Below are 25,940 nucleotides of genomic sequence, written 5' to 3' on the forward strand. Positions count from 1 at the left end.
CATGAATAAAGAAGAAAAACACGATCTTGTTCTTGCCCTTGCTGAACAAATGAAAGAGTATGGTAATTTTTATATTACTGATACTTCTGATTTAACTGTTGCAAAAATTAACGCTATCCGTCGTCAATGTTTCGAAAGCGACATTAAGATGCAGGTAACTAAAAACTCATTGATCAAGAAAGCCATGGAGGCTATCGAAGGTGATTTCACCGAGATCTATGATGTGTTAAAAGGTTCATCATCTATCATGTTCTCAAAATCAGGTACTGCTCCGGCAAAACTGATTAAACAATTGAGGAAAAAAGGTGACAAGCCAGTATTGAAAGCAGCTTATATTGATACTGCTGTATTTATTGGCGATAACCAATTAGAAGCTTTAGTTAACCTGAAATCGAAAGAACAACTGGTTGGCGAGATCATCGGATTATTGCAATCGCCTGCTAAGAACGTTATTTCTGCCCTACAATCGGGTGGCAATACTATTGCAGGTTTAGTTAAAACATTACAAGAAAGAGGTTAATCGGACACCTTAAGTTCGAACATTAAAAACAAAGTATTTAACATTAAAAATTTATAGTAATGGCAGATTTAAAAGCGTTTGCTGAACAATTGGTAAACTTAACAGTAAAAGAAGTTAACGAATTAGCTCAGATCTTGAAAGACGAATACGGTATTGAGCCGGCAGCAGCAGCAGTTGCAGTAGCAGCTCCAGCAGGTGGTGGTGATGCTCCAGCTGAGGCAGCAGCACAAACAGCGTTCGATGTAATATTGAAAGAAGCTGGTGGTGCTAAATTAGCAGTTGTTAAATTGGTAAAAGACCTAACTGGTTTAGGTTTGAAAGAAGCTAAAGACTTAGTTGATGGTGCACCTAAAGAAGTAAAAACTGGTGTTACTAAAGAAGAAGCTGAAAGCTTGAAAAAACAATTAGAAGAAGCAGGAGCTGTTGTTGAGGTTAAGTAATTTAACCCAATAAAGCCCAATAACATACGACTCCGACCAGTTTTTGGTCGGGGTCTATTGTCGTTTATATTGCCGTATAGGTTGAGATAATTTGGTATGAGACTATTGGACCCTTTTGTTCGTTATAATCAGGCACTTGAGTTCAAATCTTTTATTCTCACATCTCATATCTTAATAATCACGTCTATATCCAGTTTATTAATAAACTAAAATTATAATCCCTTGGCAAACATAATTAATCAAAGAGTAAACTTTGCAACCAGCAGAAAAGTTTTGGAATACCCAGACTTTTTGGATGTACAGTTACAGTCTTTCCAGGAATTTTTTCAACTACAAACTACTTCAGACAACCGTCACAAAGAAGGTTTGTTTAAAGTATTTGCTGAGAACTTTCCTATATCAGATTCAAGAAACATTTTCGTTTTAGAGTTTCTTGATTACTTTATTGATCCGCCACGATACGATATTCAAGAGTGTATTGAGCGTGGGTTAACACACAGTGTACCATTAAAAGCAAAACTTCGCCTGTCATGTAATGATGAGGAGCACGAAGATTTTGAAACAATTGTTCAGGATGTTTATTTGGGAACTATCCCTTACATGACACCTAAAGGAACATTTGTTATCAACGGTGCCGAGCGCGTAATTGTATCACAGTTACACCGTTCACCAGGTGTGTTCTTCGGCCAAAGCCGCCACACTAATGGTACCAAGTTGTACTCTGCACGTGTTATTCCTTTTAAAGGCTCATGGATCGAGTTTGCTACAGACGTTAATAACGTGATGTACGCTTACATCGACCGTAAGAAAAAATTCCCGGTTACTACCTTGCTTCGTGCAATTGGTTATGATTCAGATAAAGACATTTTGGAATTATTTGAACTTGCCGACGAAGTAAAAGTAAGCAAATCTGGCCTGAAGAAATTCATTGGCCGTAAGCTTGCTGCAAGGGTGCTTAAAAAATGGGTGGAAGATTTTGTTGATGAAGATACCGGTGAGGTAGTTTCTATCGACAGGAATGAGATCATCCTTGAGCGCGAAACCGTTTTAGAAGACGACCATATTGATATGATCATCGACGCGGGTGTAAAAACCATCATCCTGAACAAGGAAGATGCTGCAACCAGCGGTGATTATACTATTATATATAACACTTTACAAAAGGATACTTCAAACTCCGAGAAAGAAGCGGTTGAGCATATCTATCGCCAGTTACGTAACGCAGAACCACCTGATGAAGAAACAGCTCGTGGTATCATCGATCGTTTATTCTTCTCTGATAAGAGATACGATTTGGGTGATGTGGGCAGGTACCGCATTAACCGTAAATTGAAATTAACCACGCCTAACGAGGTTAAGGTTTTAACTAAGGATGATATCATCGCCATTGTTAAATACCTGATCAAGTTGATCAACTCCAAGGCTGAGGTTGATGATATCGATCACTTGTCAAACCGTCGTGTTCGTACTGTTGGTGAGCAACTTTACGCGCAATTTGGTGTTGGTTTGGCTCGTATGGCACGTACCATCCGTGAGCGTATGAACATCCGCGATAACGAGGTATTTACGCCAACCGATCTGATCAACGCACGTACCCTATCATCTGTGATCAACTCGTTCTTCGGAACTAACCAGTTATCACAGTTCATGGACCAAACCAATCCACTGGCAGAGATCACGCACAAGCGTCGTCTGTCAGCCTTAGGCCCCGGCGGTCTGTCGCGTGAGCGTGCAGGTTTCGAGGTTCGTGACGTTCACTATACCCACTACGGTAGGTTGTGCACCATCGAAACTCCCGAAGGACCGAACATTGGTTTGATATCTTCATTATGTATTCACGCTAAGATCAACAATCTTGGTTTCATCGAAACACCATACAAACGTGTTCAGGATGGTGTTGTACAAATGCAGGAGCCGGTTGTTTACCTGTCTGCAGAAGATGAAGACGGTAAAACTATTGGCCAGGCCAACGCTGTTTATGATGATGGTGGTAACTTTGCTACTCCACGTGTAAAAGCACGTTTTGAGGGTGACTTCCCGATTATCGAGCCTACAAGGTTGGATTATATGGATATCGCTCCAAACCAGATCACCTCTATCGCGGCATCATTGATCCCGTTCTTAGAGCATGATGATGCTAACCGTGCCTTGATGGGTTCGAACATGCAACGCCAGGCCGTACCATTGTTACGTCCGGAAGCGCCAATTGTTGGTACTGGTTTAGAAGGTCGTGTAGCTAAAGATTCACGTACGCTCATCAATGCTGAAGGCAATGGTGTTGTTGAATATGTTGACGCTAACGAGATTCGTATTAAATACGATCGTAACGAGGAAGACCGTTTGGTTTCTTTTGAAGGCGACAGCAAATCATACCGTTTGATCAAGTTCAAAAAAACCAACCAAAGCACAACCATCAACCTTAAACCAATCGTTAAGAAAGGTCAACGTGTTGAAAAGGGACAAGTACTTTGCGAAGGTTATGCAACTCAGGATGGTGAATTAGCATTGGGCCGTAACTTAAAAGTAGCTTTCATGCCTTGGCAGGGATTCAACTTTGAGGATGCGATCGTAATATCTGAGCGCGTTGTATCACAGGATATATTCACTTCACTTCACGTTGAAGAGTTTGAATTAGAGGTTCGTGATACCAAACGTGGTGAAGAAGAATTAACACCGGATATCCCTAACGTATCTGAAGAGGCTACTAAAGACCTTGACGAGAACGGTATTATCCGTGTTGGTGCCGAAGTGAAAGAAGGTGATATTTTGATCGGTAAGATCACCCCTAAAGGTGAGTCTGACCCATCGCCGGAAGAAAAACTGTTACGTGCCATATTTGGTGATAAAGCAGGTGATGTTAAAGATGCGTCTTTAAAAACTCCTCCATCAATCGCTGGTGTGGTTATCGATACCAAATTGTTCTCTCGTGCTAAAAAGACTTCTAAAGCTGAAGAAAAAGCAGCTATCGAGAAGTTAGATATCAAACACGAAAAAGCAATTAAGGATCTGAAGAATACTTTAGTTGATAAGTTATTCGAGATCGTTAACGGTAAAACTTCACAAGGCGTTTATAACGTTTACAAAGAGTTATTGATAGCTAAGGGTGTTAAATTCACTCAAAAAATATTACTTGAATTAGAGTTTGCCAACATCAACCCAACAAAATGGACAACTGATGATGATAAAAATGAATTGATCAAGTTATTGCTTCATAACTATAACATTAAGGTTAACGAAGAGCTTGGTGCTTACCGTCGCGATAAATTCGCTATCAGCGTAGGTGATGAGCTTCCATCGGGTATCGTACAAATGGCTAAAGTTTACATCGCTAAAAAACGTAAGTTGAAAGTGGGTGATAAAATGGCCGGCCGTCACGGTAACAAAGGTATTGTTGCACGTATCGTTCGTGATGAGGATATGCCTTTCTTAGAAGATGGAACTCCGGTTGATATCGTGTTGAACCCACTGGGTGTACCTTCACGTATGAACTTAGGTCAGATCTACGAAACCGTGTTAGGTTGGGCAGGTAAAGAGCTGGGTGTTAAATTTGCTACTCCAATTTTTGATGGTGCAAGCCATACCGAAGTGGAAGAGTGGGTTACTAAAGCAGGCATACCAGAGTCTGGCCGTACATACTTATACAATGGTTTAACTGGCGATCGCTTTGATCAGCAAACTACAGTTGGTATAATTTACATGCTTAAATTAGGCCACATGGTTGATGATAAGATGCACGCGCGTTCTATCGGGCCATACTCATTAATTACACAACAACCATTGGGTGGTAAAGCCCAGTTCGGTGGTCAGCGTTTTGGTGAGATGGAAGTTTGGGCTCTTGAAGCATTCGGAGCGGCAAATATCCTGCAAGAGATTTTGACTGTTAAGTCTGATGATGTTGTGGGGCGTGCTAAAACCTACGAAGCTATTGTTAAGGGCGAAAATCTGCCAACACCATCTGTTCCTGAATCATTCAACGTATTGGTTCATGAGTTAAGAGGTTTAGGTTTAGATATCACGTTAGAGTAATGATCGAATGATTGAAGGGTTGAATGACACTGAGTTATTCGATCCTTCAATCATTCAATCCTTCAATCATTAAAACAAAAGGAGACTATGTCTTATAAAAAGGATAATAAAATCAAAAGTAATTTCACCACCATCACCATCAGTCTGGCCTCTCCGGAGTCTATACTGGAGCGTTCAAGTGGCGAAGTTTTAAAACCAGAAACCATCAACTACAGGACCTACAAACCTGAGCGCGATGGTTTATTCTGCGAGCGTATTTTCGGTCCGGTTAAAGATTATGAGTGCCATTGCGGTAAGTACAAACGTATCCGTTACAAGGGTATCGTGTGTGACCGTTGCGGTGTTGAAGTAACTGAAAAGAAAGTACGTCGTGAGCGTATGGGGCACATCAATTTGGTGGTTCCAGTTGCGCACATCTGGTATTTCCGTTCATTACCAAACAAGATCGGTTATTTATTAGGCTTGCCTACTAAAAAATTAGATTTGATCATTTACTACGAACGTTACGTAGTTATACAATCTGGTATTAAAGAAGCCGATGGTATCAACAAAATGGACTTCTTAACAGAAGAAGAATATTTGGATATCCTGGATACTTTACCAAAAGAAAACCAGTACCTTGATGACAAAGATCCTCAGAAATTTGTTGCCAAAATGGGTGCCGAAGCTTTAGAAGAATTGTTAAAACGTTTGGATTTAGATCAGCAATCATATGATCTGCGTCATCAGGCGGCTAACGAAACTTCACAACAACGTAAAAACGAAGCCTTAAAACGCTTACAAGTTGTTGAAGCTTTCCGCGATGCTAAAACACGTATAGAGAATAACCCGGAATGGATGATCGTTAAGATCGTTCCTGTAATTCCACCAGAATTGCGTCCGTTAGTTCCATTGGAAGGTGGCCGTTTTGCTACTTCCGATTTGAACGATCTATATCGTCGTGTTATCATCCGTAATAACCGTTTAAAACGTTTGATCGAGATCAAAGCTCCGGAAGTAATTTTACGTAACGAAAAACGTATGTTACAAGAGGCTGTTGACTCTTTATTTGATAACTCACGTAAAGTTAACGCTGTAAAAACCGAAGGTAACCGTGCTTTGAAATCTCTTTCAGATATTCTGAAAGGCAAACAAGGTCGTTTCCGTCAAAACTTATTAGGTAAACGTGTGGATTATTCGGCACGTTCGGTAATTGTTGTAGGCCCAAGCCTTAAATTACACGAGTGTGGTTTACCTAAAGATATGGCTGCTGAGCTATTCAAACCATTTATCATTCGTAAGATGATTGAGCGTGGTGTTGTAAAAACAGTAAAATCGGCTAAAAAGATAGTTGACCGTAAAGACCCATTAGTTTGGGATATTTTAGAAAACGTATTGAAGGGACACCCTGTGTTACTAAACCGTGCGCCTACGTTGCACAGGTTAGGTATCCAGTCGTTCCAGCCAAAACTGATCGAGGGTAAAGCTATCCAGTTACACCCTTTAACCTGTACGGCTTTCAACGCGGATTTTGATGGTGACCAGATGGCGGTTCACGTACCCCTGGGTAACGCTGCAATTTTGGAAGCCCAAATATTGATGCTTGCTTCGCATAACATTTTGAACCCTGCAAATGGTACACCAATCACCGTTCCTTCACAGGATATGGTTTTGGGTCTGTATTACATTACAAAGGGCCGCAAAACCGACGAAGGAAGAGTAATGAAGGGCCAAGGGTTAAATTTCTATTCTCCGGAAGAAGTTATTATCGCTTATAACGAGAAGAAATTAGATCTGCACTCATTCATTAAAGTTAAAGTAAATGTTAAAGAACGCGACGGCAGCATCGTTAATAAATTAACAGATACTACTGTTGGCCGTGTATTGTTTAACCAACACGTACCGGTAGAAGTAGGTTACATTAACGAATTGTTGACCAAAAAATCACTACGTGATATTATTGGTACAGTAGTTAAGGTGACTGGTATGGCTCGTGCCGCTCAATTCCTTGATGATATTAAAGAATTAGGTTTCCAAATGGCATTCCGTGGTGGTTTGTCGTTCAACCTGAAAGATTTGAACATCCCTGCAGAAAAGGTTACTTTGATCGAAACTGCAACTAAGGAAGTTGAAGAAGTAATGAATAACTATAACATGGGTTTCATTACCAACAACGAGCGTTACAACCAAATTATTGACGTTTGGACACGTATTAACAACCGTTTAACCGCAAACGTGATGGAAATACTGTCAACAGATAACCAAGGATTCAACTCAGTTTACATGATGCTTGATTCAGGTGCCCGTGGTTCTAAAGAACAGATCAGGCAGTTGGCCGGTATGCGTGGATTGATGGCGAAACCGCAAAAATCAGGTTCAGGTGGCGAGATCATTGAAAACCCTATCCTTTCCAACTTTAAAGAAGGTTTGTCGGTATTGGAGTACTTTATCTCAACCCACGGTGCACGTAAAGGTTTGGCGGATACGGCTTTGAAAACTGCTGATGCTGGTTACTTGACCCGTCGTTTACATGATGTTGCCCAGGATATGATCGTTGGTGATACCGATTGCGGTACACTGCGTGGTATCTTCACAACAGCGTTAAAGGATAATGAGGATATTGTTGAACCATTATACGATCGTATTTTAGGTCGTACTTCATTGCACGATGTTTATGATCCGTTAACAAACGAATTATTAGTATCTGCAGGTCAGGATATTGAAGAAGATATTGCCCATGCTATCCAAAACTCTCCGTTAGAAGGTATCGAAATTCGTTCGGTATTAACCTGCGAAAGCAAACGTGGTGTTTGTGCTTTATGCTATGGTCGTAACCTTGCCAGCGGTAAACGTGTGCAAATGGGCGAGGCTGTTGGTGTAATTGCAGCACAGTCAATCGGTGAGCCGGGTACACAGTTAACTTTGCGTACATTCCACGTGGGTGGTACCGCATCTAACATCGCGGCTGAGTCACAGATCAACGCTAAATTTGAAGGTGTTATTGAGTTTGAAAATGTTCGTACTGTAGAGTACAAAGCCGAAGAAGGTGTACTACAAGTGGTATTGGGCCGTTCTGGCGAGTTCCGTATCATCGAAGAAGGTTCAAATAAAGTTATCGTAACCAATAACATTCCTTACGGTGCTTTCCTTTATGTGAAAGATGGTGCCAAGATCAGCAAGGGCGACCGTATCTGTTCATGGGATCCATATAACGCGGTAATCATATCTGAATTTGCAGGTAAGGCACAGTTTGAAGCTATTTTAGAGGGTATCACTTTCCGTGAAGAATCTGATGAGCAAACTGGTCACCGCGAAAAGGTAATTATCGATACACGTGATAAAACTAAAAACCCTGTTATTCAGATTACCGAGAAAGGTGTAGTTACTAAAGGATACAACATCCCGGTAGGAGCACACATCGCGGTTGACGAAGGTGAGAAGATCCAAACAGGACAGATCATTGCCAAGATTCCACGTTCTACCGGAAAAACACGAGATATTACAGGTGGTTTACCACGTGTAACCGAGTTATTCGAAGCACGTAACCCATCTAACCCGGCTGTAGTAACCGAGATTGATGGTGTGGTAACCTTAGGTGGTGTTAAACGTGGTAACCGTGAAATGACTATCGAATCGAAAGACGGTCAGATCAAGAAATACCTTGTTCCATTATCTAAACACATTCTTGTACAAGATAATGACTTTGTGAAGGCTGGTATGCCGCTTTCTGATGGTTCTATCTCTCCTGCTGATATATTGGCTATTAAAGGCCCTGCAGCAGTACAGGAATACCTGGTTAATGGTATTCAAGAGGTTTACCGTTTGCAAGGTGTGAAGATCAACGATAAGCACTTTGAAGTTATTGTTCACCAGATGATGCAAAAGGTTACTATCGAAGATGCAGGTGATACTAAATTCTTAGAAAAGGAAGCAGTTAACTCATGGGACTTCATGGTTGAGAATGATGATATCTTTGATAAGAAAGTTGTTGTTGAGCCGGGAGATTCTAACAACCTTAAAGCTGGCCAGATCGTATCGGTTAGAAAACTCAGAGACGAGAATTCTATCCTGAAACGTAAGGATCAGACATTGGTTGAGGTGAGAGATGCAATTGCTGCAACATCAAGCCCAATGCTTCAAGGTATAACTCGTGCATCATTAGGTACTAAATCATTCATGTCGGCAGCATCGTTCCAGGAAACCACAAAAGTACTGAACGAAGCCGCGATAGCTGGTAAAGTAGATAAAATGCTTGGCTTGAAAGAAAACGTAATTGTTGGTCACTTGATCCCGTCTGGTACAGGTTTGAGGATATACGATAATGTGCGTGTAGGATCAAAAGAAGAATTTGATCGCTTAATGGCATCTAAAACAGAAGAAGAAGTAGTAGAGGTTTAAATCTTTATAGTATTCTTGAATTAACTACGAAAGCCCTTTTATTAAGGGTTTTCGTAGTTATAAGGGTTTCTATTTATCATATTGATAATTTAATTGGGGAAGTGTTGAAAAAAGGTTTATTTTCTTTCCAATATATATTACATTTGAACTACTTATGAAATTCAATTATTAGGCTGTCCGAATGAAGTGTTTGCATGTTATCCCTTGGTATTTCCCTTCCTTCATATATGGAGGGCCTATTTACTCTTCGGCTGCGTTATGCAAAACCCTTGCAACAAACGGCATTGATGTTACTGTAATTACAACGACGGCCAATGGTAAAGTTGAGCTTGATGTTGAGGTGGGCATCCCTCATTTAATTGAAGGTGTAAAGGTATTATACTTTAAACGTATCACTAAAGACAATACACATTTTTCGCCCGGTCTGTTGTCATACCTATGGAAACACGCCGGAGACTATGATGTAATACACATTCATTCATTATGGAATTTTGTCAGTGTTTTTTCATTGATAATATGCGCGCTTAAAGGTATAGTTCCTATAGTTTCACCAAGGGGCATGTTAAGTGATTATGTAATTAATACCAATCACTCCTTCCAAAAAAAAATACTACATTACTTTCTCAGTAAAAGGACATTGTCAAAAGTGAAGTTTCATGCTACAGCTGATACTGAATTGGTTGAGATCAGAAAAGTGTTCCCTGCAAGTGATGTGATAGTGATTCCCAATATTTTACTGGAAATAGATGATGTGAAAGTAGAGCGGCAGGAAAAGAATACTGATGTGACCAATATTATTTTTTTGAGTAGAGTTGACCCCAAGAAAGGGATAGAGCTATTATTGAAGGCACTGTCTGAAATTCAATGGGGTTATCATTTAACTATCGTAGGTTCGGGCTCGGTAGAATATTTGAATTCGCTTCAGCAGTGTGCGACGAGTTTGGGGATCACTGAAAATGTGACCTGGGCCGGCCCCATTTACGGTCATGAGAAATATGAGCTGTTAAGCAATAGCGATTTAATGGCACTCACGTCCTATAATGAAAACTTTGGCAACATTGTTTTGGAAGCATTGGTATGTGGAACTCCTGTACTCCTATCAGATAAAGTAGGTTTGTCGACTTATGTAGAAAAAAAGCAATTGGGCTGGATTTGCAGTACAGAGTGCAGCGTGATTACCGATACCTTAAACCAATTTCACAAGGAAATAGAAAAGCAGAAGAAGATTAGAGAGATCGCCCCCCAAAGTATAAAGACTGATTTCGGTGCGGATACTTTGCTTAAATCTTACCTCAATATGTATAATAATTAGCTGTTATAAATACTGTAAATGAATCATTATTAATTTGTAATTAACAACATCCTTGTTAAAGAGTATCTTTAATAGATGCCTTTTTTTAATTTTATACTACAATGGAACAAAATGAAAACCAATTAAATATTGAATTGTCGGAAGAGATTGCAGAAGGTATTTATTCAAACCTGGCAATTATTACACATTCAAACTCAGAGTTTGTGCTTGATTTTATCAGGGTGATGCCTGGTGTACCCAAAGCCAGGGTAAAGTCGAGAATTATATTAACACCAGAACATGCGAAGAGGCTTTTAAACGCTTTGCAAGACAATGTGGAAAAATTTGAATCGATCAACGGACGAATAAAAATAAATGAAGATCCGAGCGTTTTTCCGATGAATTTTGGCGGGACAGTGGGGCAGGCCTGACCTATAGTCTTATTATAAAAGTGAAAATATTTATACTTTTGCAATAAAACTCTATTATGGTTAGCGAATTTTTATAAATCTATTCGGATTTTATCAAATTTATTAATATTTTTGATAAAATAACATTTGTTACTATATTGCAATGCCATTGCTAACGCCGCTTGACCAGAAAATCTACAGTATGTATAAACGTATAGTTAAACATTTTTTTATTTGTACGCTTTTGGTCTATATCAGCGTAACCTTCTCCTCATGCCTGTCTTTGAAAAAGCTTGTGTTTTTTCAGGACATACCGGATTCAACCAAATTATCCAGCATTAAACTGCCTACTTTCGTGCCGTCGGTTATCCACAGCGGAGATGTATTGTCTGTCGAAATCTTAACCGTTGAGCCTGCTGCCACGACTCCTATTAATGCGGGTAATTCCTTTTCGGCCTTATCGAATACGGCAGGCGGCGGCAGTGCGGGTGGTGGCGGAGATACGGGATACTTGGTTGACAAAGACGGAAATATTGAAATGCCCGAATTGGGTAAAATCAATGTGAATGGATTGACTTTGGACCAGGCGCGGGAAGTCATTAGAAAAAAGGCAGAAATTTACCTGAAGAATCCGGTAGTGTTGCTTAAAAGTAAGATCTTGAAGATTACAGTTTTAGGCGAAGTGCAAAAACCAGGAACGCTGACTATTACTAATGAAAAATTGACGATTATGGATGTTCTAGGTTATACCGGTGATGTAACTATTTACGGAAGGCGGGATAATATCCTTTTGATGCGGCTGAATGATGATAATACCTACAGTACAGTCAGGATCAATTTGCTCAACAGTGACATCATCCGATCGCCTTATTATTATCTTAAAAATAATGATGTATTGTATATTGCGCCAAATCAGGGTAAAGCGGCTACCTCTGATGTTGTTTTATCGCGTAATATTTCCTATATCACTATAAGTTTGAGCATTCTTACCACTTTATTGGTCCTGATTAAAAAATAATTTGATGAGCGATAGTAATATAAATCAAGAGAATCAATTTATCCCCGTCGAAGACAGTATTTTTGATTTAAAGCTGATTTTATCCAGATTTATCAATCATTGGTATTTGTTTATTCTTGGCGTTATCGTTTGCTTTTCTGTGGCCTGGGTTAATGTAAACCTGACGTCCCCGATCTGGAATATCACCAGTAAGATACTGATCCGGGACAACGGCAACAATAGTACATCCCAGGCATCGGAGCATAGCGAATTATCGGCTATGTTCATTCCCAAAAATAATCCGCAGAATGAGATCGATATCTTAACCTCCCGTAGTTTGGTCAGTAAAGTGATCGCAGAAACGCATTTCAATATCCGGACCTATGAGCAAAATCGTTTCAAATCCGTTGAGATTTTTGAAAAAGTGCCATTCAAAGTCACTTTGATCAATGCCAACTCGGATATGATTAGCCGGAAGTACGAGATTAACATCTTAAATGATCACGAATTTACGGTCAAAAACAGGGAGCTACATTTTTTTAATATCTTCAAATTTGGTCAGCTTGTTGACTTTTCGGCTTATCATCTGAATTATAAATTCATTTTAACCAAGACACGGGATACGCGCGTTGGAGGCTTTGCGATCAGACTTCAGTCGGAGGATGCGGCTATATCGGAGTTTATGGCTAATTTTGATGCCTCCTTTTCGGACAAGTCTTCGTCTTCAATCCTGATGTCCTTAAACTATACAGAGCCCCGTAAGGGTGAATATGTTTTAGAGGAGTTGATGAGTGAATACATTGTTGCCAATTTACAGTATAAGTTAAAAACGGCTGATAGTACTATCAAATTTATTGATGATCGCTTGTCATTAGTTTCTGGTCAATTGGGTGCCATTCAGCAGAAATTTGAGGAATTTAAGCAGACTAATCAGATGATCAACGTTGAAGAGAAATCTAAAATTTTGGTTCAAACGCAAAGCAGCAACTATAGTGCCTTAAATCAGCAGGATCTCCAGATATTTGTCGCGCAAAATATAGAGAAGTATTTAAAGAGCCCGGGTAACGAAAGAGTCATTCCACCCAGTGTGTCAGTAGGACTGGCAGGAGGCTTGTCTACCAATATCGACGTTTATAATCAATTGATTCAGGACCGGGAAAAATTAAAACTATCCTATACCGATCAGAATTCCAGGATCAAAAATATTAATGATCAGATGGAGATTGCTCGCGGTGCTATTATGCGCGGACTGCAAAATTACAAACAGGGACTGATAGCCGCCCGCAGAGAATTACAAAAGCAAGATCATGAAGTTGAAACACAAATAGGTAAAGTCCCCGAGATTGAGCGCATTTACAATAATTTTGCACGGGAACAAAAGATTAAAGAGGAATTGTATTTTTATTTGCTGCAGAAGAGGGAAGAAGTTGCGATATCCAAAACCTCTACCATTGCAACCGCACAAATTATTGAAAAGGCCAAGAGTGATCTGGAACCTTTCAAGCCAAAAAGATCTTCTATTTATTTAATGGGACTATTTGCCGGGATTCTTATACCCGGGCTTTACTTGTGGCTCAAAGAAATCTTGAACGTCAAAATCATGAACAAGTACGACATTGAACGCAAAACCAATATCCCTATAGTTGGTGAAATCGGGCACAAAACTTCGGACGGGGCCTTAGTCGTTACAAGGGATTCCAGAAGTAACATATCGGAACAGTTCAGAAGTTTAAGGACTAATTTGCAATATATTGTGAATACTAAAAAGTCGAACGTATTGATGTTCACGTCGAGTATGAGCGGTGAGGGGAAATCATTTTTATCGCTTAACTTGGGCAGTGCATTAGCATTAGGTGGCAAAAGAGTTATATTGTTAGAGCTAGATTTGCGAAAACCCAAACTCTCCAAGAGTTTACAATTGGACAATACCAATGGAATAACCAATTTTATTATATCCGATCAAACCGATTATCATTCTATACTTCAGCCGACGTCATTTAATGAGAATTGTTTTTTAATATCTTCCGGTCCCATTCCTCCCAATCCCGCAGAAATTCTCATGAATGTTAAACTTGAGCAGCTTATCGAGCAACTCAAGAAGGATTTTGATTATGTGATCATGGATATGGCTCCAGTTGGTATAGTTACCGATGCCTTATTGGTTGAAAAGTTTGTCGATATTACCTTTTATGTCGTACGGCAGGAATATACCCACAAACCTCAATTGGAAATGGTTAACCACTTGCGTCAAACCAATAAAGTTAAGAACCCCTACATCCTGATCAATGATATTAAATATTTGAGAGGAAACTATGTATATGGTTACGGTTATGGCTATGGTTATGGCTATGGCTATGGTTATGGTTACGGAAATGAATCCGAAAAGCCGGGATTCTTTAAAAGAATCTTTAGTTAAAATTAGAAAAGTATAGTATTATAAGTAATGAAAAAAGCATTAATTACAGGTGTTACCGGGCAGGATGGTGCATATCTTACGGAACTTTTATTATCAAAAGGGTACGAAGTTCATGGTATCAAAAGGAGAAGCTCCCTATTCAATACAGATCGTATCGATCATCTGTACCAGGATCCTCATGAAAGTAACGTGAAGTTTAAATTGCATTATGGCGATCTGTCAGATTCAACCAATCTGATTAGAATCATCCAACAGGTTCAGCCAGATGAAATATATAACCTGGGTGCAATGTCTCATGTTAAGGTGAGTTTTGATACCCCGGAATACACCGCCAATGCCGATGGAATAGGTACACTGAGATTGCTGGAAGCGATACGGATATTGGGTTTAGAAAAAAAGACTAAAATTTATCAAGCATCAACTTCTGAGTTATATGGCTTGGTGCAAGCTGTTCCACAATCAGAAACGACGCCATTTTATCCACGTTCACCTTATGCTGTTGCTAAGATGTATGCGTATTGGATCACGGTGAACTATCGTGAAGCTTATGGAATATATGCTTGTAATGGTATCCTATTTAACCACGAAAGTCCGCTGCGAGGAGAAACCTTTGTAACGCGTAAAATAACCCGAGCTGTGGCCAAAATTGCTACCGGTTTACAGGATAGCTTGTTTTTAGGGAATCTTGATGCGCAAAGAGATTGGGGCCATGCTAAAGATTATGTTGAGGCCATGTACCTGATCTTACAACAGGAAACACCTGAGGATTATGTTATTGCTACTGGAGTTACAACCAGAGTAAGGGAGTTTGTCCGTTTGGCATTTAAAGAAGTTGGTATCGAAGTAGAATTCAAAGGTGAGGGCATTGATGAAAAGGGGTATGTCGTATCTTGCTCCAATCCTGATTACCAGATAGAAGCCGGTAAACTTGTAGTGGCCGTTGATGCAACATACTTCCGTCCTACAGAAGTAGAACTGCTCATCGGCGATCCTACTAAAGCCAATACTAAATTAAACTGGAAGCCTAAATATGATCTGGCTGCTTTAGTTAAAGAAATGGTAGCGGCTGATGTGGAGCATTTCCGTAAAGAGATGTTATTAAAGGAATCTGGTTATACCATTAAGAATCAGTTTGAATAATACCATCTTTTCTCAATCTAATTTATAAAATGTTAATATCAAATATGGAATTGAAAAATGAAGCGTGGGATCTAGAAATTAAACCCCAGGATACAGTATTTGATCTGCATCTAAAAGATGTTTGGAATTACCGCGACCTCCTATGGTTGTTGGTACGTCGGGATTTTGTTTCGTTTTACAAGCAAACTATATTTGGACCTTTATGGTTTTTTATCCAGCCCATATTTACAACTATAATTTTTACTTTTATATTTAGTAGAATGGCCGGTATCAGCACTAATGGTGCACCAGCTCCTATTTTTTATATGGCCGGCAACGTAGCCTGGAGTTATTTTTCAGATGGACTTAATAAAACATCCACGGTATTTAGAGACAACGTGAGCATTTTTGGGAAGGTTTACTTCCCAAGGTTAATTATGCCATTGAGTATTATTTTTTCTAACCTGGTTAAATTTGGTGTTCAGTTTATTTTATTTATCATACTCATGGCGTACTACCTATTTAAAGGTGAAAATGTGCACCCAAATATGTATGTGTTGTTATTTCCTGTCGTTATGTTCTTAATGGCTATTTTAAGCTTAGGTTTAGGCCTAATCATAACTGCGCTAACAACGAAATACCGTGATCTCGTTTTCCTGGTTACTTTTGGTGTCCAGTTATTGATGTATGCAACACCCGTTATTTATCCACTGTCAGCCGCATCTGCTAAATACCGGTTACTAATTATTTGTAATCCACTTAGCGGGTTAATAGAAACTTTTAGATATGGGTTTTTAGGTGCGGGGCAGTTTTACCCCTACGCTTTTGCTTATAGTACTGTGGCAAGTTTTGTTATTTTCCTAATAGGCTTAGTGATCTTTAATAAAGTTGAAAAGAATTTTGTAGACACAATATAACACGCTACCTAGATATAAAATGAATAATACCGTTATTAAGGCCGAAAATTTAGCTAAAGCATACCAATTGGGTGAGTTTAGCACCGGAACACTGAGCCGTGATATAGAAAGGTGGTGGGCCTTGATGCGAGGTAAGGAAGATCCGTTTTTAAAAATAGGTGAAGCGAATGATCGTACTAGCAAAGGCGGAAGCGATATTGTTTGGAGTTTACGGGATATCAATTTTGAAATTGATCAAGGTGATTCTATTGGAATTATAGGTAGAAATGGTGCGGGGAAAAGTACCTTGTTAAAAGTATTAAGCCGGGTTACCACACCAACTGCAGGTGGCGTAAAAATAAAGGGCCGGATAGCAAGTTTACTTGAAGTAGGAACCGGCTTTCATCCCGAGCTTACCGGAAGAGAGAACATTTTTTTAAATGGTGCCATACTGGGCATGCGTAAAGCAGAAATAAGAAAACATTTTGATGCTATTGTAGATTTTGCTGGTATAGAACGATATATTGATACACCAGTTAAGCGTTATTCATCGGGTATGTACGTTAGATTGGCTTTTGCTGTCGCTGCTCATTTGGAATCTGAAATATTGATTGTGGATGAGGTTTTAGCTGTAGGTGATGCGGAGTTTCAGAGAAAGTGTTTAGGTAAGATGAGCGATGTAAGCACTAAAGATGGCAGAACAGTTTTGTTTGTGAGCCATAATATGCAATCAATATCAACTTTAACTAATAATTGTATATATCTTAAACAAGGCCTGCTGGTTGATAAAGGCCCTACAGAACAAATCATATCCACCTATCTTAACGATGGTGCTAATATAGGCGGTCAATACGTTGATTCGCCAATAGGCGATGAGCCTAAGATAGTTAAAATGGAATTGATTACCAGTGAGCCAGGTAACACCCATGTAAATGGAGCAGAACTTAAGATCATAATAGATATTTATTGCCCCCGCCCATTAAAAGGTGCCGGTATTGCTTTAGAAGCAGTAAACATATACGATCAAAAAATAATGAATCTTTGGAACTTTGATTCTGAAATACCAATGTGTCGTAAAAGCGGTATTACCAGAATGGTTTGTACAATTCCAACAATACGTTTATATATGGGCAACTATCATTTCAATGTATATTTGGCTGAACAAACCGGTGCAAAAATGTTACAGGCACTTGAAAAAGTTTGCGCTTTTGAAATGGTAATGCTTGGTACTCACCGCGATTATCAATGGCAAGAGGGCTCATGCACTTACATAGAAGATTTTGAATGGGATGTATCGGAATAAGATAAAAAAGATAATTGGGGAGCTTATTACCAAATACATTTCAAAAGAAAAAGTATTGCGACCGTCATTTTATCCTGAAAAGCCTTATTCCCCCTATAGCTATAATGATATTATTATAGGAAGTAATGTTTATATAGAGGATGATGCTAAAATAAGGGTAAGAGACGGAGGTAGGATAAATATTGGAGATGGGTGTGAAATTCTTGATGGTGTATTGATCTCTACCTACGGAGGAGATATTACTATAGGGAATAATTGTAGTATCAACCCATATACTATGATTTTTGGTACCGGGGGTGTTAAAATTGGGAATAACGTTTTAATAGCCGCTCAATGTATGGTTGTACCAGTAAATCATAATTTTAGCAGACGAGATATTCCAATATCTGAACAGGGGCATAATGCTAAGGGTATTATAATTGAGGATGATGTTTGGATAGGCCACGGCTGCAGCATATTAGATGGAGTGACTATTGGTACTGGTTCTATTATAGCAGCGGGCTCTGTTGTAAATAAAAGTGTAGAGCCTTTTTCAATTAATGGAGGAGTTCCTGCAAAAAGGCTTAAGGATCGTCCAACTGTTTAAAGATTATCGTAATGAATTTCTTTAGTAAGCTCATGAAATATTACAAATTTGTTGTTCAAAAATACTTTGAAGAGCAAGCCATTGAATTGCTTAACAAGAAATTTGATTGTAGAATTAGTTCAAGGAGTATTGTAAAATTTGATTGCGCTGACGCCATTATAATAGGCGCCGGAACAATAGTGAGTGATTTTACTGTAATAACTGTAATTAATGATTCACTGACTAATAAAAGAAATTCTAAACTTACTGTAGGTAAAGAAACTTATATAGGTGAACAAAACAATATACGCGCATGTGGCGGAGAAATATCAATTGGTGATCGGTGTTTAATTTCACAACAGGTGTCAATTATAGCTTCAAATCATTCGGCAGTTATGGGCAGCCCAATTTTGTCGCAGGCATGGTCTGAAAAAAATAATTTTGTAATAATAAAGGATGATGTTTGGATAGGTTGTGGGGTACAAATATTACCTGGCGTTGTTATTGAAAGCGGATCTATAATAGCGGCTGGATCAGTAGTTACCAAAAATGTTCAGTCAAATGCAATTTATGCTGGTGTTCCGGCTAAGTTCATCAAAATGAGGGAATAGCCATGGTTAAAAGTATACTTGAAAAACTACGATTTCTTATAGGTTTTTTTTCAATAGGTTATCATATTCAGAAGCATTTTGAAAAACAAAAAGTTGCACATATTGAGCGTTTAGCAAATAGTTCTATTTCAACGGATGTTGTATTTTGTGATACTTCTGAAATTTTAAATTTTCAACAACAAAAAGAAAAAATAAGGATTGGAAAGGGCTCACAAATGCAGGGAAGATTAATGACTTTTCCGTACGGTGGAGAGATTGAAATAGGTTTAAATAGCTTTATTGGTGAAGGAACACGTATTTGGTCGGCCAATAGTATAAAAATTGGTAACGACGTTCAGATATCCTTCAACGTCACCATTATTGATAGTGATTCGCATGAGATTAATGCGTCCCAGCGTAAAGAGACTACAGATATTATTCTAAGCAAGGGATTTCATACACTAAAATCGGCGCCAAACATTAAAACTGCCCCAATAATTATAAATGATAATGCTTGGATAAGTTTTAATGCCACCATATTAAAAGGGGTAACTATAGGTAAAGGCTCTATTGTAGCCGCTGGTGCTGTTGTTACAAAAGATGTTCCTGCTAACGTAATTGTGGGTGGTAATCCGGCCAGAGTAATTAAACATATCAACACATGAAGATCGCTTTCGTTTCAACAATGGTTTCTGATTCCTGGGGTGGAAGCGAGGAGCTTTGGAAAGGTACCGCTTTGGTGTTGAGAGAGAAGGGCTATAATATATTTGTCAATGTTAAAGAATGGCCGGAAAAGCCAAAGCAGTTGATTGAACTTGAAGCTGCTGGTTGTATAGTTGAACGAAGAAAATACTATATACAACCTTCTATATGGCAAAAGATATCTAAAAAAATTAGGCTTTCTGAAAAGGCAGGTGGTTATTACGATAAAGCGGCATACCTAAAAGGTGTGAATGCCGATATTGCGGTTATATGCCAGGGCAGTAATCAAGACGGATTGGACTGGATGGAAACCTGTATGCAAGTAGGACAAAAGTTTGCCACAATTTCACAGGCCGCTACAGAAGCGTTGTGGCCGCAAGATGCTACGGCAGATAGATTGGGCATGGCATTTACGGCTTCAAAAATGAATTACTTTATAAGCCAAAACAATTTAAAGTTAACCATTAAGCAAACGGCACGTTCATATTCTAATGCTAAAGTGGTGCGTAATACTTTTAATGTATCGTACAATAGTGATTTGAGTTACCCCATTAGCAGTGGGCAATATAATTTGGCCTGTGTAGGCCGTGTTCAACCGGATGCTAAAGGGCAGGATATATTGTTTGAGGTACTGGCAAGGGATAAATGGAAAAGCCGCCCATTAAAAATTAATATTTATGGTAAGGGGCCAAATATTAATTCGTTAAAAAAATTAGCACAGCTTTGGGATATCGTAAATGTTGTTTTTCATGGGCATGTAGCCAATGTAACCCAAATATGGGAAGATAACCAAGGACTGATATTACCATCAAGATACGAAGGTTTACCTTTAGCTGTAGTTGAAGCATCGCTTTGTGGCCGCATATCCATAGTAACGGATGTGGCCGGAAATACCGAAGTTATTAAGGATGGTATAACAGGATTTATAGCTAAAGCACCCAATGCCGAATTATTGGACGAGGCCATGGAAAACGCATGGGCAAAAAGAGACGAATGGCAGCAAATGGGTAATTTGGCTAAAGAGTATATAAAACAGCACGTTCCAGAAAAGCCTGAGCAAGTATTTGCTGAAGAATTAATATCGTTAATATGAATATAAGCATCATCACCTGTACATATAATCCTGATGAAAGGATACTATCTAAGGTACTGGATGCCGTTAGGCAATTGGTATTACCGGCTGAGGGTAATGTTGAATATCTAATTATTGATAATAATAGTAACCCGTCTTTAAGTCAGTCACCTTATATCAACAATTTTTTAAATGATATTTCCTGGAGTAAACTTATTGTTGAAACTCAGCAAGGCTTATCCTATTCCCGTTTACGTGGTTTTAATGAATCAACAGGTGATATCATCATCTTTTTTGACGATGATAACGTTGCCGATGCCAATTATTTGGTAGAGATAAAACAACTCTTTAAAAATAACGTACAAGTTGGAATATGGGGACCGGGGAATATTGATGTTGTTTTCACCGATCCGGTTTCGGCGTGGGTAGAGCGTTCCACAAAAGGTATTTTTCAGGAAAAGCATATCGAAACGGTTGAGTTTGGCTATTCTTTAAACGGCGCATCTTTTCATCCTTTTGGAACAGGAATGGCGCTTAAAAGAGAGATCATTCAATTTTATTACGATCAGTTTGTAAAAGGAGGTTTTACCACCAGCGATCGTAAAGGCAATAGTTTGGCCAGTTCTGGCGATACACAGTTATTGTATGCTGCTTATAAAATGAGATTGGCAACCGGTGTATCTCCCGGTTTAAAAATGAAACACCTTATACCCGGTAAAAGAACAACCATAAATTATATCTGTAAATTGCTTTACGGATCATACAGCACCGGCGATACTGCTTTTGTAGAAAGCTTTCCCGAATATAAAAACAGGGTTGCTCTACCATCAAGTAAAAGGGTTTTGAAAGATATTGTTAAAAAAGCATTATCGGTAAATACCTTAAAAAACCAGGTTCAGTTTAAAATGGATATGGCGGCTTATATGGGCAATATTATAGGTAAATATAAAGCGTTGGATAGCAAAGAGCCGGAATGGATGAATAAAATAGTTAATTTCCTAAAATTAGAATCATAATATAATTATGGAAACACCTGTCTTATTTTTGATTTTCAACCGGCCCGATCTAACAGAGCGAGTATTAGCCAGAATAAAAGAAGCCAGGCCGGCAAAACTTTACGTGGCAGCCGACGGCCCTCGCGAACATAAAACAGGAGAAGACGAATTATGCCGTAAAACGCGTGAAACCGTTTTGCAGAATATAGATTGGGATTGCGAGGTGCATACCTTGCTTAGAGAAAGTAATTTAGGTTGTAAAATAGCCGTAAGCTCCGCCATAACCTGGTTCTTTGAAAATGTTGAAGCCGGTATTATTATAGAAGACGATATTTTACCCGATCTTTCCTTTTTTAGCTATTGCGAAGAAATGCTGATCAGGTATAAAGATGATGAGCGCATCTCCCAAGTTTCAGGAGTAAATTTGATGGGCCAGTCTGATTGTATAGATAGCTACCTTTTTTCGAAATTGGGCGGAATATGGGGTTGGGCAACGTGGCGACGTGTTTGGCGTAATTATGATGTTACCATCGCATCGTGGACTCAAGCGCAGAGCAAAAAAGCAATAAAGCAATTTTTGGGCAAAGAAAATTGGTTTAACTACTGGAAAGTGAAGTTTGATATGGTTTATAATAACCAATATGATACCTGGGATTTTCAGTTTGTTTATACTCAGCTATTATCTCAAAGTATAACGGTTATTCCTTGTAAAAACCTGATTGAAAATATTGGTTTTCGAGGAGATGCTACTCATACAAAAAACAGTAACGAGTTGATTGAAAAGAAAATGAAGCCGAACACGCTTACTTTCCCTTTGCAACACCCACAAATTGTAGCATCAAATCAAGATTATGATGCTTACTACTTTAGTTTATCAGCTGAAGCGTCTAAAAGATACGGCTCAATTTTAAAAAAAATCGCTCAAAAAGCTAAAGGTGGTTTAAGAAAGGGGATAAAATTTTTTCTTAAAACAATGAATGTAAATCAAATATTAGATGATTTACGTAAAGTTGAGTATGATACACAATTGAGGCAACAGGCTATTTGCGAAAAGGATGTTGTTTTTAATTTGAATACAACTATCAATAATTTGCAAGGTAATCCAAAGGCAATTCAAGTAGGAAGTAAATCTATCTTGGAATGTGAGTTGCACGTTTATGCTTTCGACGGAAAAATCAAGATTGGAGAAAAATGCTATATAGGCCCAAACAGTAAAATACGATCAGCTGAATCTATTACTATTGGAAATAATGTATTGGTGGCACATAATGTGAATATTATAGATACAAACGCTCACGAAATTGATTCCGAAGAGAGAGTGATGGGATATGATATGTTTCTGAACAATGGTTCATTTGCGAATAAACGTACTGTATTAACAGCTCCAATAGTAATTAAGGATAAAGCTTGGATAAATTTTAACGCCATTATATTAAAAGGTGTTACAATTGGCGAGGGTGCTGTAGTTGCGGCAGGTGCAGTAGTAACTAAAGATGTTCCTCCATATGCTGTTGTAGGTGGTAATCCAGCAACTATTATCAAAATGTTAAAATAATGGCAGGTTCTCTATCTTTTGTAAAGCGGGTTTTAAATAAGGCAATTAGGGTTATTGAAAATGCCGAAAAAGATGAAACAATCCTTAAATTAGCTAATATTGGCGAAGGTTCTGTTTTGTTAAGCGGTTTGAAATTAAATTTTAGTACCGGTAAAGAGGATAGAGAATACATTACAATAGGTAAGAAATGCCTTATTGAATCGAATTTTATTTTTGAAACAGCCTCTGGGTATGTTTCTATTGGGAACAATGTTCATATAGGTGGAGCAACTTTTATTTGTCGCACAAAAATTGAAATCCATGATGATGTGACAATGGCTTGGGGAATTACCCTATATGATCATAACTCACATAGCATATATTGGGAAGATAGGAAAAATGATAATCACAATTGCTATTCAGATTATCATCAATACAATGGTAATAATATAGTAAATAAGGATTGGAGTGCTGTTGTTTCTAAACCCATAATTATACACTCAAAGGTATGGATAGGTTTTGGGGTTACTGTTTTAAAAGGCGTTACAATAGGTGAAGGTGCAGTAGTAGGTGCAGGTAGCGTTGTAACAAGGAATGTTGAGCCATGGACCGTTGTGGGCGGAAACCCGGCTGTTGTTATAAAAAAATTAAAATGAGGTTACTAATAATCGGTTCTAAAGGTTTTATAGGCTCGCATTGTATGGCGGTTTTAAATGCGCATCACACCGTGTATGGCTGTGATGTGGTTACTGATTATGTTTCCGCTAACTACTTCCAGATCGATGCTACCAATGCCGATTATAAAGAAGTTTTTAAAGCGCAACAGTTTGATATTTGTATTAATTGCTCCGGAGCCGCCAGCGTGCCCGATTCGTTTATACACCCTTTTAGAGATTTTTCGCTAAATACTTTAAATGTGGTAAAAATGCTCGAAGCTGTTAAAGAAGTTCAGCCCGGTTGTAAATTTATCAACTTATCGAGCGCCGCAGTATATGGTAATCCTGTTACATTGCCCATTACCGAAAATACTCCGGTTTTACCACTATCACCTTATGGCTTGCATAAAAAACAGGCAGAAGAGATAGTGAAAGAGTATGCTGCTTTTTTTGATATACAAACCTGTTCTTTAAGGCTCTTCTCGGTATTCGGGCCGGGCTTACGTAAACAATTGTTTTGGGATCTGCACACCAAGATCATTCAGTCGGATCATATTAAGTTATGGGGTACTGGTAATGAATCCAGAGATTTTATTTATGTAGAGGATGTGGTTAACGCCATAAGCTGCGTGATTGAAAAGGCAGACTTTAAAGGCGAATGTATCAACATATCCGATGGTATTGAAACCAGTATAAAAAGTGTGGTAGAGTTGTTTCAGCAAGTACATTTCAAATCTTTTGATTTTACGTTCGATGGGCAGCAGTCACCTGGTTATCCTGTAAACTGGAGAGCCGATGTTAGTAAATTACAATCATTAGGGTTTAAATCCACAATAAGTTTAGAGCAAGGCTTACAGAAATATATAGCATGGTTACAACAAGAAGAAAAGTAGGGATCTTATTTAGCTATTCGGAAGGATGGATAGGTGGGTCATACTACTTTATCAACCTGGTGTATGCGCTTAAACAACTGGATGATGATCAAAAACCACATGTTGTTATCGTATCCGAAAGCGAAGCCGCCCTTGATATTATTAAACAAACTGGTTACCCTTATTTGAGTTATATTGGTTCCAGGTTCCAATATAACTTTGTTGAGCGCTGTATAAATAAGTTAAGCCGTATAGTATTTAAAAAATCAGTGATTCAAAAAGATTTTCCGGCTGGTACTATTGATGTGCTTTTTGGCTATTACGAGCAGCTTTTCAGATTTGAAAAGAGTCGCAAAATTTTTTGGATACCCGATTTGCAGGATAAACATTACCCTCAATACCTGGGTGCCGATATTGCAGCAAGCAGAAAGGCACAACACGAAGCCTTAGCATATACTAATTCGGAAGTGTTGTTTAGCAGTAACGACTCTAAAAATGATTTTGATACCTTTTATCCAAAATCGATATGTAAAAAATACGTAGTACAATTTGCAGTTACATTACCAAAATACAGCGATCTGCCTTTTGAGGAAGTTGCGGCAAAGTTTGGCGTATCGCAACCCTATTTTTTTTCACCTAATCAATTTTGGTCGCATAAAAACCACTTTACGGTAATTAAAGCGGTTGAAATATTAAAAAAGAAGAATATCGAAGTAACGGTTGTTTTTACCGGTAACGAAAAAACGGGTGGCGGTGCTTATGCCAATGAGTTAAAAGAATATGTAAGCAAAGCAGGCTTGCAGGCTAACTGTTTGTTTTTAGGTTTTATTGACAGGAAAGAACAATTGGTATTAATGCAGAATGCCAAGGCGATAATACAACCATCGCTATTTGAAGGCTGGAGTACCGTGGTAGAAGATTCAAAATGTATGAACAAGTATCTCATCTTATCCGATTTAAAGGTACATCACGAGCAGATCAGTGAAAATGTAAACTTTTTCTCGCCAACCGATCCGGATGCGTTAGCGGTTGTGATAGCTGATCTACTTAATAATGAAATTACAACGATACCCAAAAGCTATGAGCCTAATTTACTCACTTTTGCAAAAGGGTTTTTAAACGCTATAAATAACAATTAAAATATATAATCATTAAAGTC

The 25,940-nt window shown here is 38.6% G+C and carries 20 protein-coding genes; all 20 read left to right on the forward strand.

All coding sequences use genetic code 11. The features are described 5' to 3' along the window. The first annotated feature begins 1 nt into the window (after position 1). The 20 genes from rplJ (at position 2) to ABIN91_RS02195 (ending at position 25,920) form a co-directional block, all read left to right on the forward strand. Positions 2–520 carry a 50S ribosomal protein L10 gene (rplJ, locus tag ABIN91_RS02100; protein ID WP_348047929.1) on the forward strand — a complete coding sequence of 173 codons (519 nt, stop codon included), beginning with the start codon at positions 2–4 and terminating at the stop codon, positions 518–520. 59 nt (positions 521–579) lie between these two features. Then, positions 580–960, forward strand: a complete 381-nt coding sequence (gene rplL, locus ABIN91_RS02105; protein WP_348047931.1) for a 50S ribosomal protein L7/L12 — start codon at positions 580–582, stop codon at positions 958–960. A gap of 222 nt (positions 961–1,182) precedes the next feature. Then, positions 1,183–4,986 carry a DNA-directed RNA polymerase subunit beta gene (gene rpoB / locus ABIN91_RS02110; protein WP_348047933.1) on the forward strand — a complete coding sequence of 1,268 codons (3,804 nt, stop codon included), beginning with the start codon at positions 1,183–1,185 and terminating at the stop codon, positions 4,984–4,986. 87 nt (positions 4,987–5,073) lie between these two features. Then, entirely contained in the window at positions 5,074–9,363 is a 4,290-nt protein-coding gene (gene rpoC / locus ABIN91_RS02115; protein ID WP_348047935.1) for a DNA-directed RNA polymerase subunit beta', read from the forward strand. Positions 9,364–9,544: 181 nt separating this feature from the next. Further along, complete coding sequence (locus ABIN91_RS02120; RefSeq protein ID WP_348047937.1) at positions 9,545–10,675, forward strand: glycosyltransferase; 1,131 nt, start codon at positions 9,545–9,547, stop codon at positions 10,673–10,675. A gap of 101 nt (positions 10,676–10,776) precedes the next feature. Continuing rightward, positions 10,777–11,085 carry a DUF3467 domain-containing protein gene (locus ABIN91_RS02125; protein WP_348047939.1) on the forward strand — a complete coding sequence of 103 codons (309 nt, stop codon included), beginning with the start codon at positions 10,777–10,779 and terminating at the stop codon, positions 11,083–11,085. Between the two features lie 181 nt (positions 11,086–11,266). Continuing rightward, on the forward strand, positions 11,267–12,082 hold the full coding sequence (locus tag ABIN91_RS02130) for a polysaccharide biosynthesis/export family protein (RefSeq protein WP_348047944.1): 816 nt from the start codon (positions 11,267–11,269) through the stop codon (positions 12,080–12,082). Positions 12,083–12,086: 4 nt separating this feature from the next. Beyond that, positions 12,087–14,477, forward strand: coding sequence for a polysaccharide biosynthesis tyrosine autokinase (locus ABIN91_RS02135; RefSeq protein WP_348047946.1), 2,391 nt, complete (start codon positions 12,087–12,089; stop codon positions 14,475–14,477). A gap of 27 nt (positions 14,478–14,504) precedes the next feature. Continuing rightward, entirely contained in the window at positions 14,505–15,617 is a 1,113-nt protein-coding gene (gene gmd / locus ABIN91_RS02140; protein WP_348047952.1) for a GDP-mannose 4,6-dehydratase, read from the forward strand. Between the two features lie 44 nt (positions 15,618–15,661). Beyond that, the gene (locus ABIN91_RS02145; protein WP_348047954.1) at positions 15,662–16,513 is read left to right on the forward strand and encodes an ABC transporter permease; all 852 of its coding nucleotides are present in this window, start codon (positions 15,662–15,664) and stop codon (positions 16,511–16,513) included. Between the two features lie 19 nt (positions 16,514–16,532). Continuing rightward, the gene (locus ABIN91_RS02150) at positions 16,533–17,795 is read left to right on the forward strand and encodes a polysaccharide ABC transporter ATP-binding protein (RefSeq protein WP_348047956.1); all 1,263 of its coding nucleotides are present in this window, start codon (positions 16,533–16,535) and stop codon (positions 17,793–17,795) included. Next, a complete protein-coding gene (locus ABIN91_RS02155) occupies positions 17,782–18,381 on the forward strand; it encodes a DapH/DapD/GlmU-related protein (RefSeq protein WP_348047958.1) in 600 nt (199 codons plus the stop codon). Before ABIN91_RS02150 ends, ABIN91_RS02155 begins: the two co-directional genes overlap by 14 nt. Positions 18,382–18,413: 32 nt before the next feature. Continuing rightward, positions 18,414–18,971, forward strand: a complete 558-nt coding sequence (locus ABIN91_RS02160; protein ID WP_348047960.1) for an acyltransferase — start codon at positions 18,414–18,416, stop codon at positions 18,969–18,971. A gap of 2 nt (positions 18,972–18,973) precedes the next feature. Continuing rightward, positions 18,974–19,615: an acyltransferase gene (locus ABIN91_RS02165; protein WP_348047962.1), complete on the forward strand. Its 642-nt coding sequence runs from the start codon at positions 18,974–18,976 to the stop codon at positions 19,613–19,615. Then, positions 19,612–20,745, forward strand: a complete 1,134-nt coding sequence (locus ABIN91_RS02170; RefSeq protein ID WP_348047964.1) for a glycosyltransferase — start codon at positions 19,612–19,614, stop codon at positions 20,743–20,745. The genes ABIN91_RS02165 and ABIN91_RS02170 overlap by 4 nt, the downstream gene beginning before the upstream one ends. Further along, positions 20,742–21,740, forward strand: a complete 999-nt coding sequence (locus tag ABIN91_RS02175) for a glycosyltransferase (RefSeq protein ID WP_348047966.1) — start codon at positions 20,742–20,744, stop codon at positions 21,738–21,740. The genes ABIN91_RS02170 and ABIN91_RS02175 overlap by 4 nt, the downstream gene beginning before the upstream one ends. Positions 21,741–21,747: 7 nt before the next feature. Continuing rightward, on the forward strand, positions 21,748–23,274 hold the full coding sequence (locus ABIN91_RS02180; RefSeq protein ID WP_348047968.1) for an acyltransferase: 1,527 nt from the start codon (positions 21,748–21,750) through the stop codon (positions 23,272–23,274). Further along, positions 23,274–23,909 carry an acyltransferase gene (locus ABIN91_RS02185; protein ID WP_348047970.1) on the forward strand — a complete coding sequence of 212 codons (636 nt, stop codon included), beginning with the start codon at positions 23,274–23,276 and terminating at the stop codon, positions 23,907–23,909. The genes ABIN91_RS02180 and ABIN91_RS02185 overlap by 1 nt, the downstream gene beginning before the upstream one ends. Beyond that, positions 23,906–24,802, forward strand: a complete 897-nt coding sequence (locus ABIN91_RS02190) for an SDR family oxidoreductase (protein WP_348047972.1) — start codon at positions 23,906–23,908, stop codon at positions 24,800–24,802. The genes ABIN91_RS02185 and ABIN91_RS02190 overlap by 4 nt, the downstream gene beginning before the upstream one ends. After that, positions 24,778–25,920 (forward strand): glycosyltransferase, encoded by a 1,143-nt coding sequence (locus ABIN91_RS02195; RefSeq protein ID WP_348047974.1) that lies wholly within the window; start codon positions 24,778–24,780, stop codon positions 25,918–25,920. Before ABIN91_RS02190 ends, ABIN91_RS02195 begins: the two co-directional genes overlap by 25 nt. The last annotated feature ends 20 nt before the right edge of the window (positions 25,921–25,940 follow it).

Origin of the sequence: Mucilaginibacter sp. (assembly GCF_039921305.1) — a bacterium.
Lineage (GTDB): Bacteria > Bacteroidota > Bacteroidia > Sphingobacteriales > Sphingobacteriaceae > Mucilaginibacter.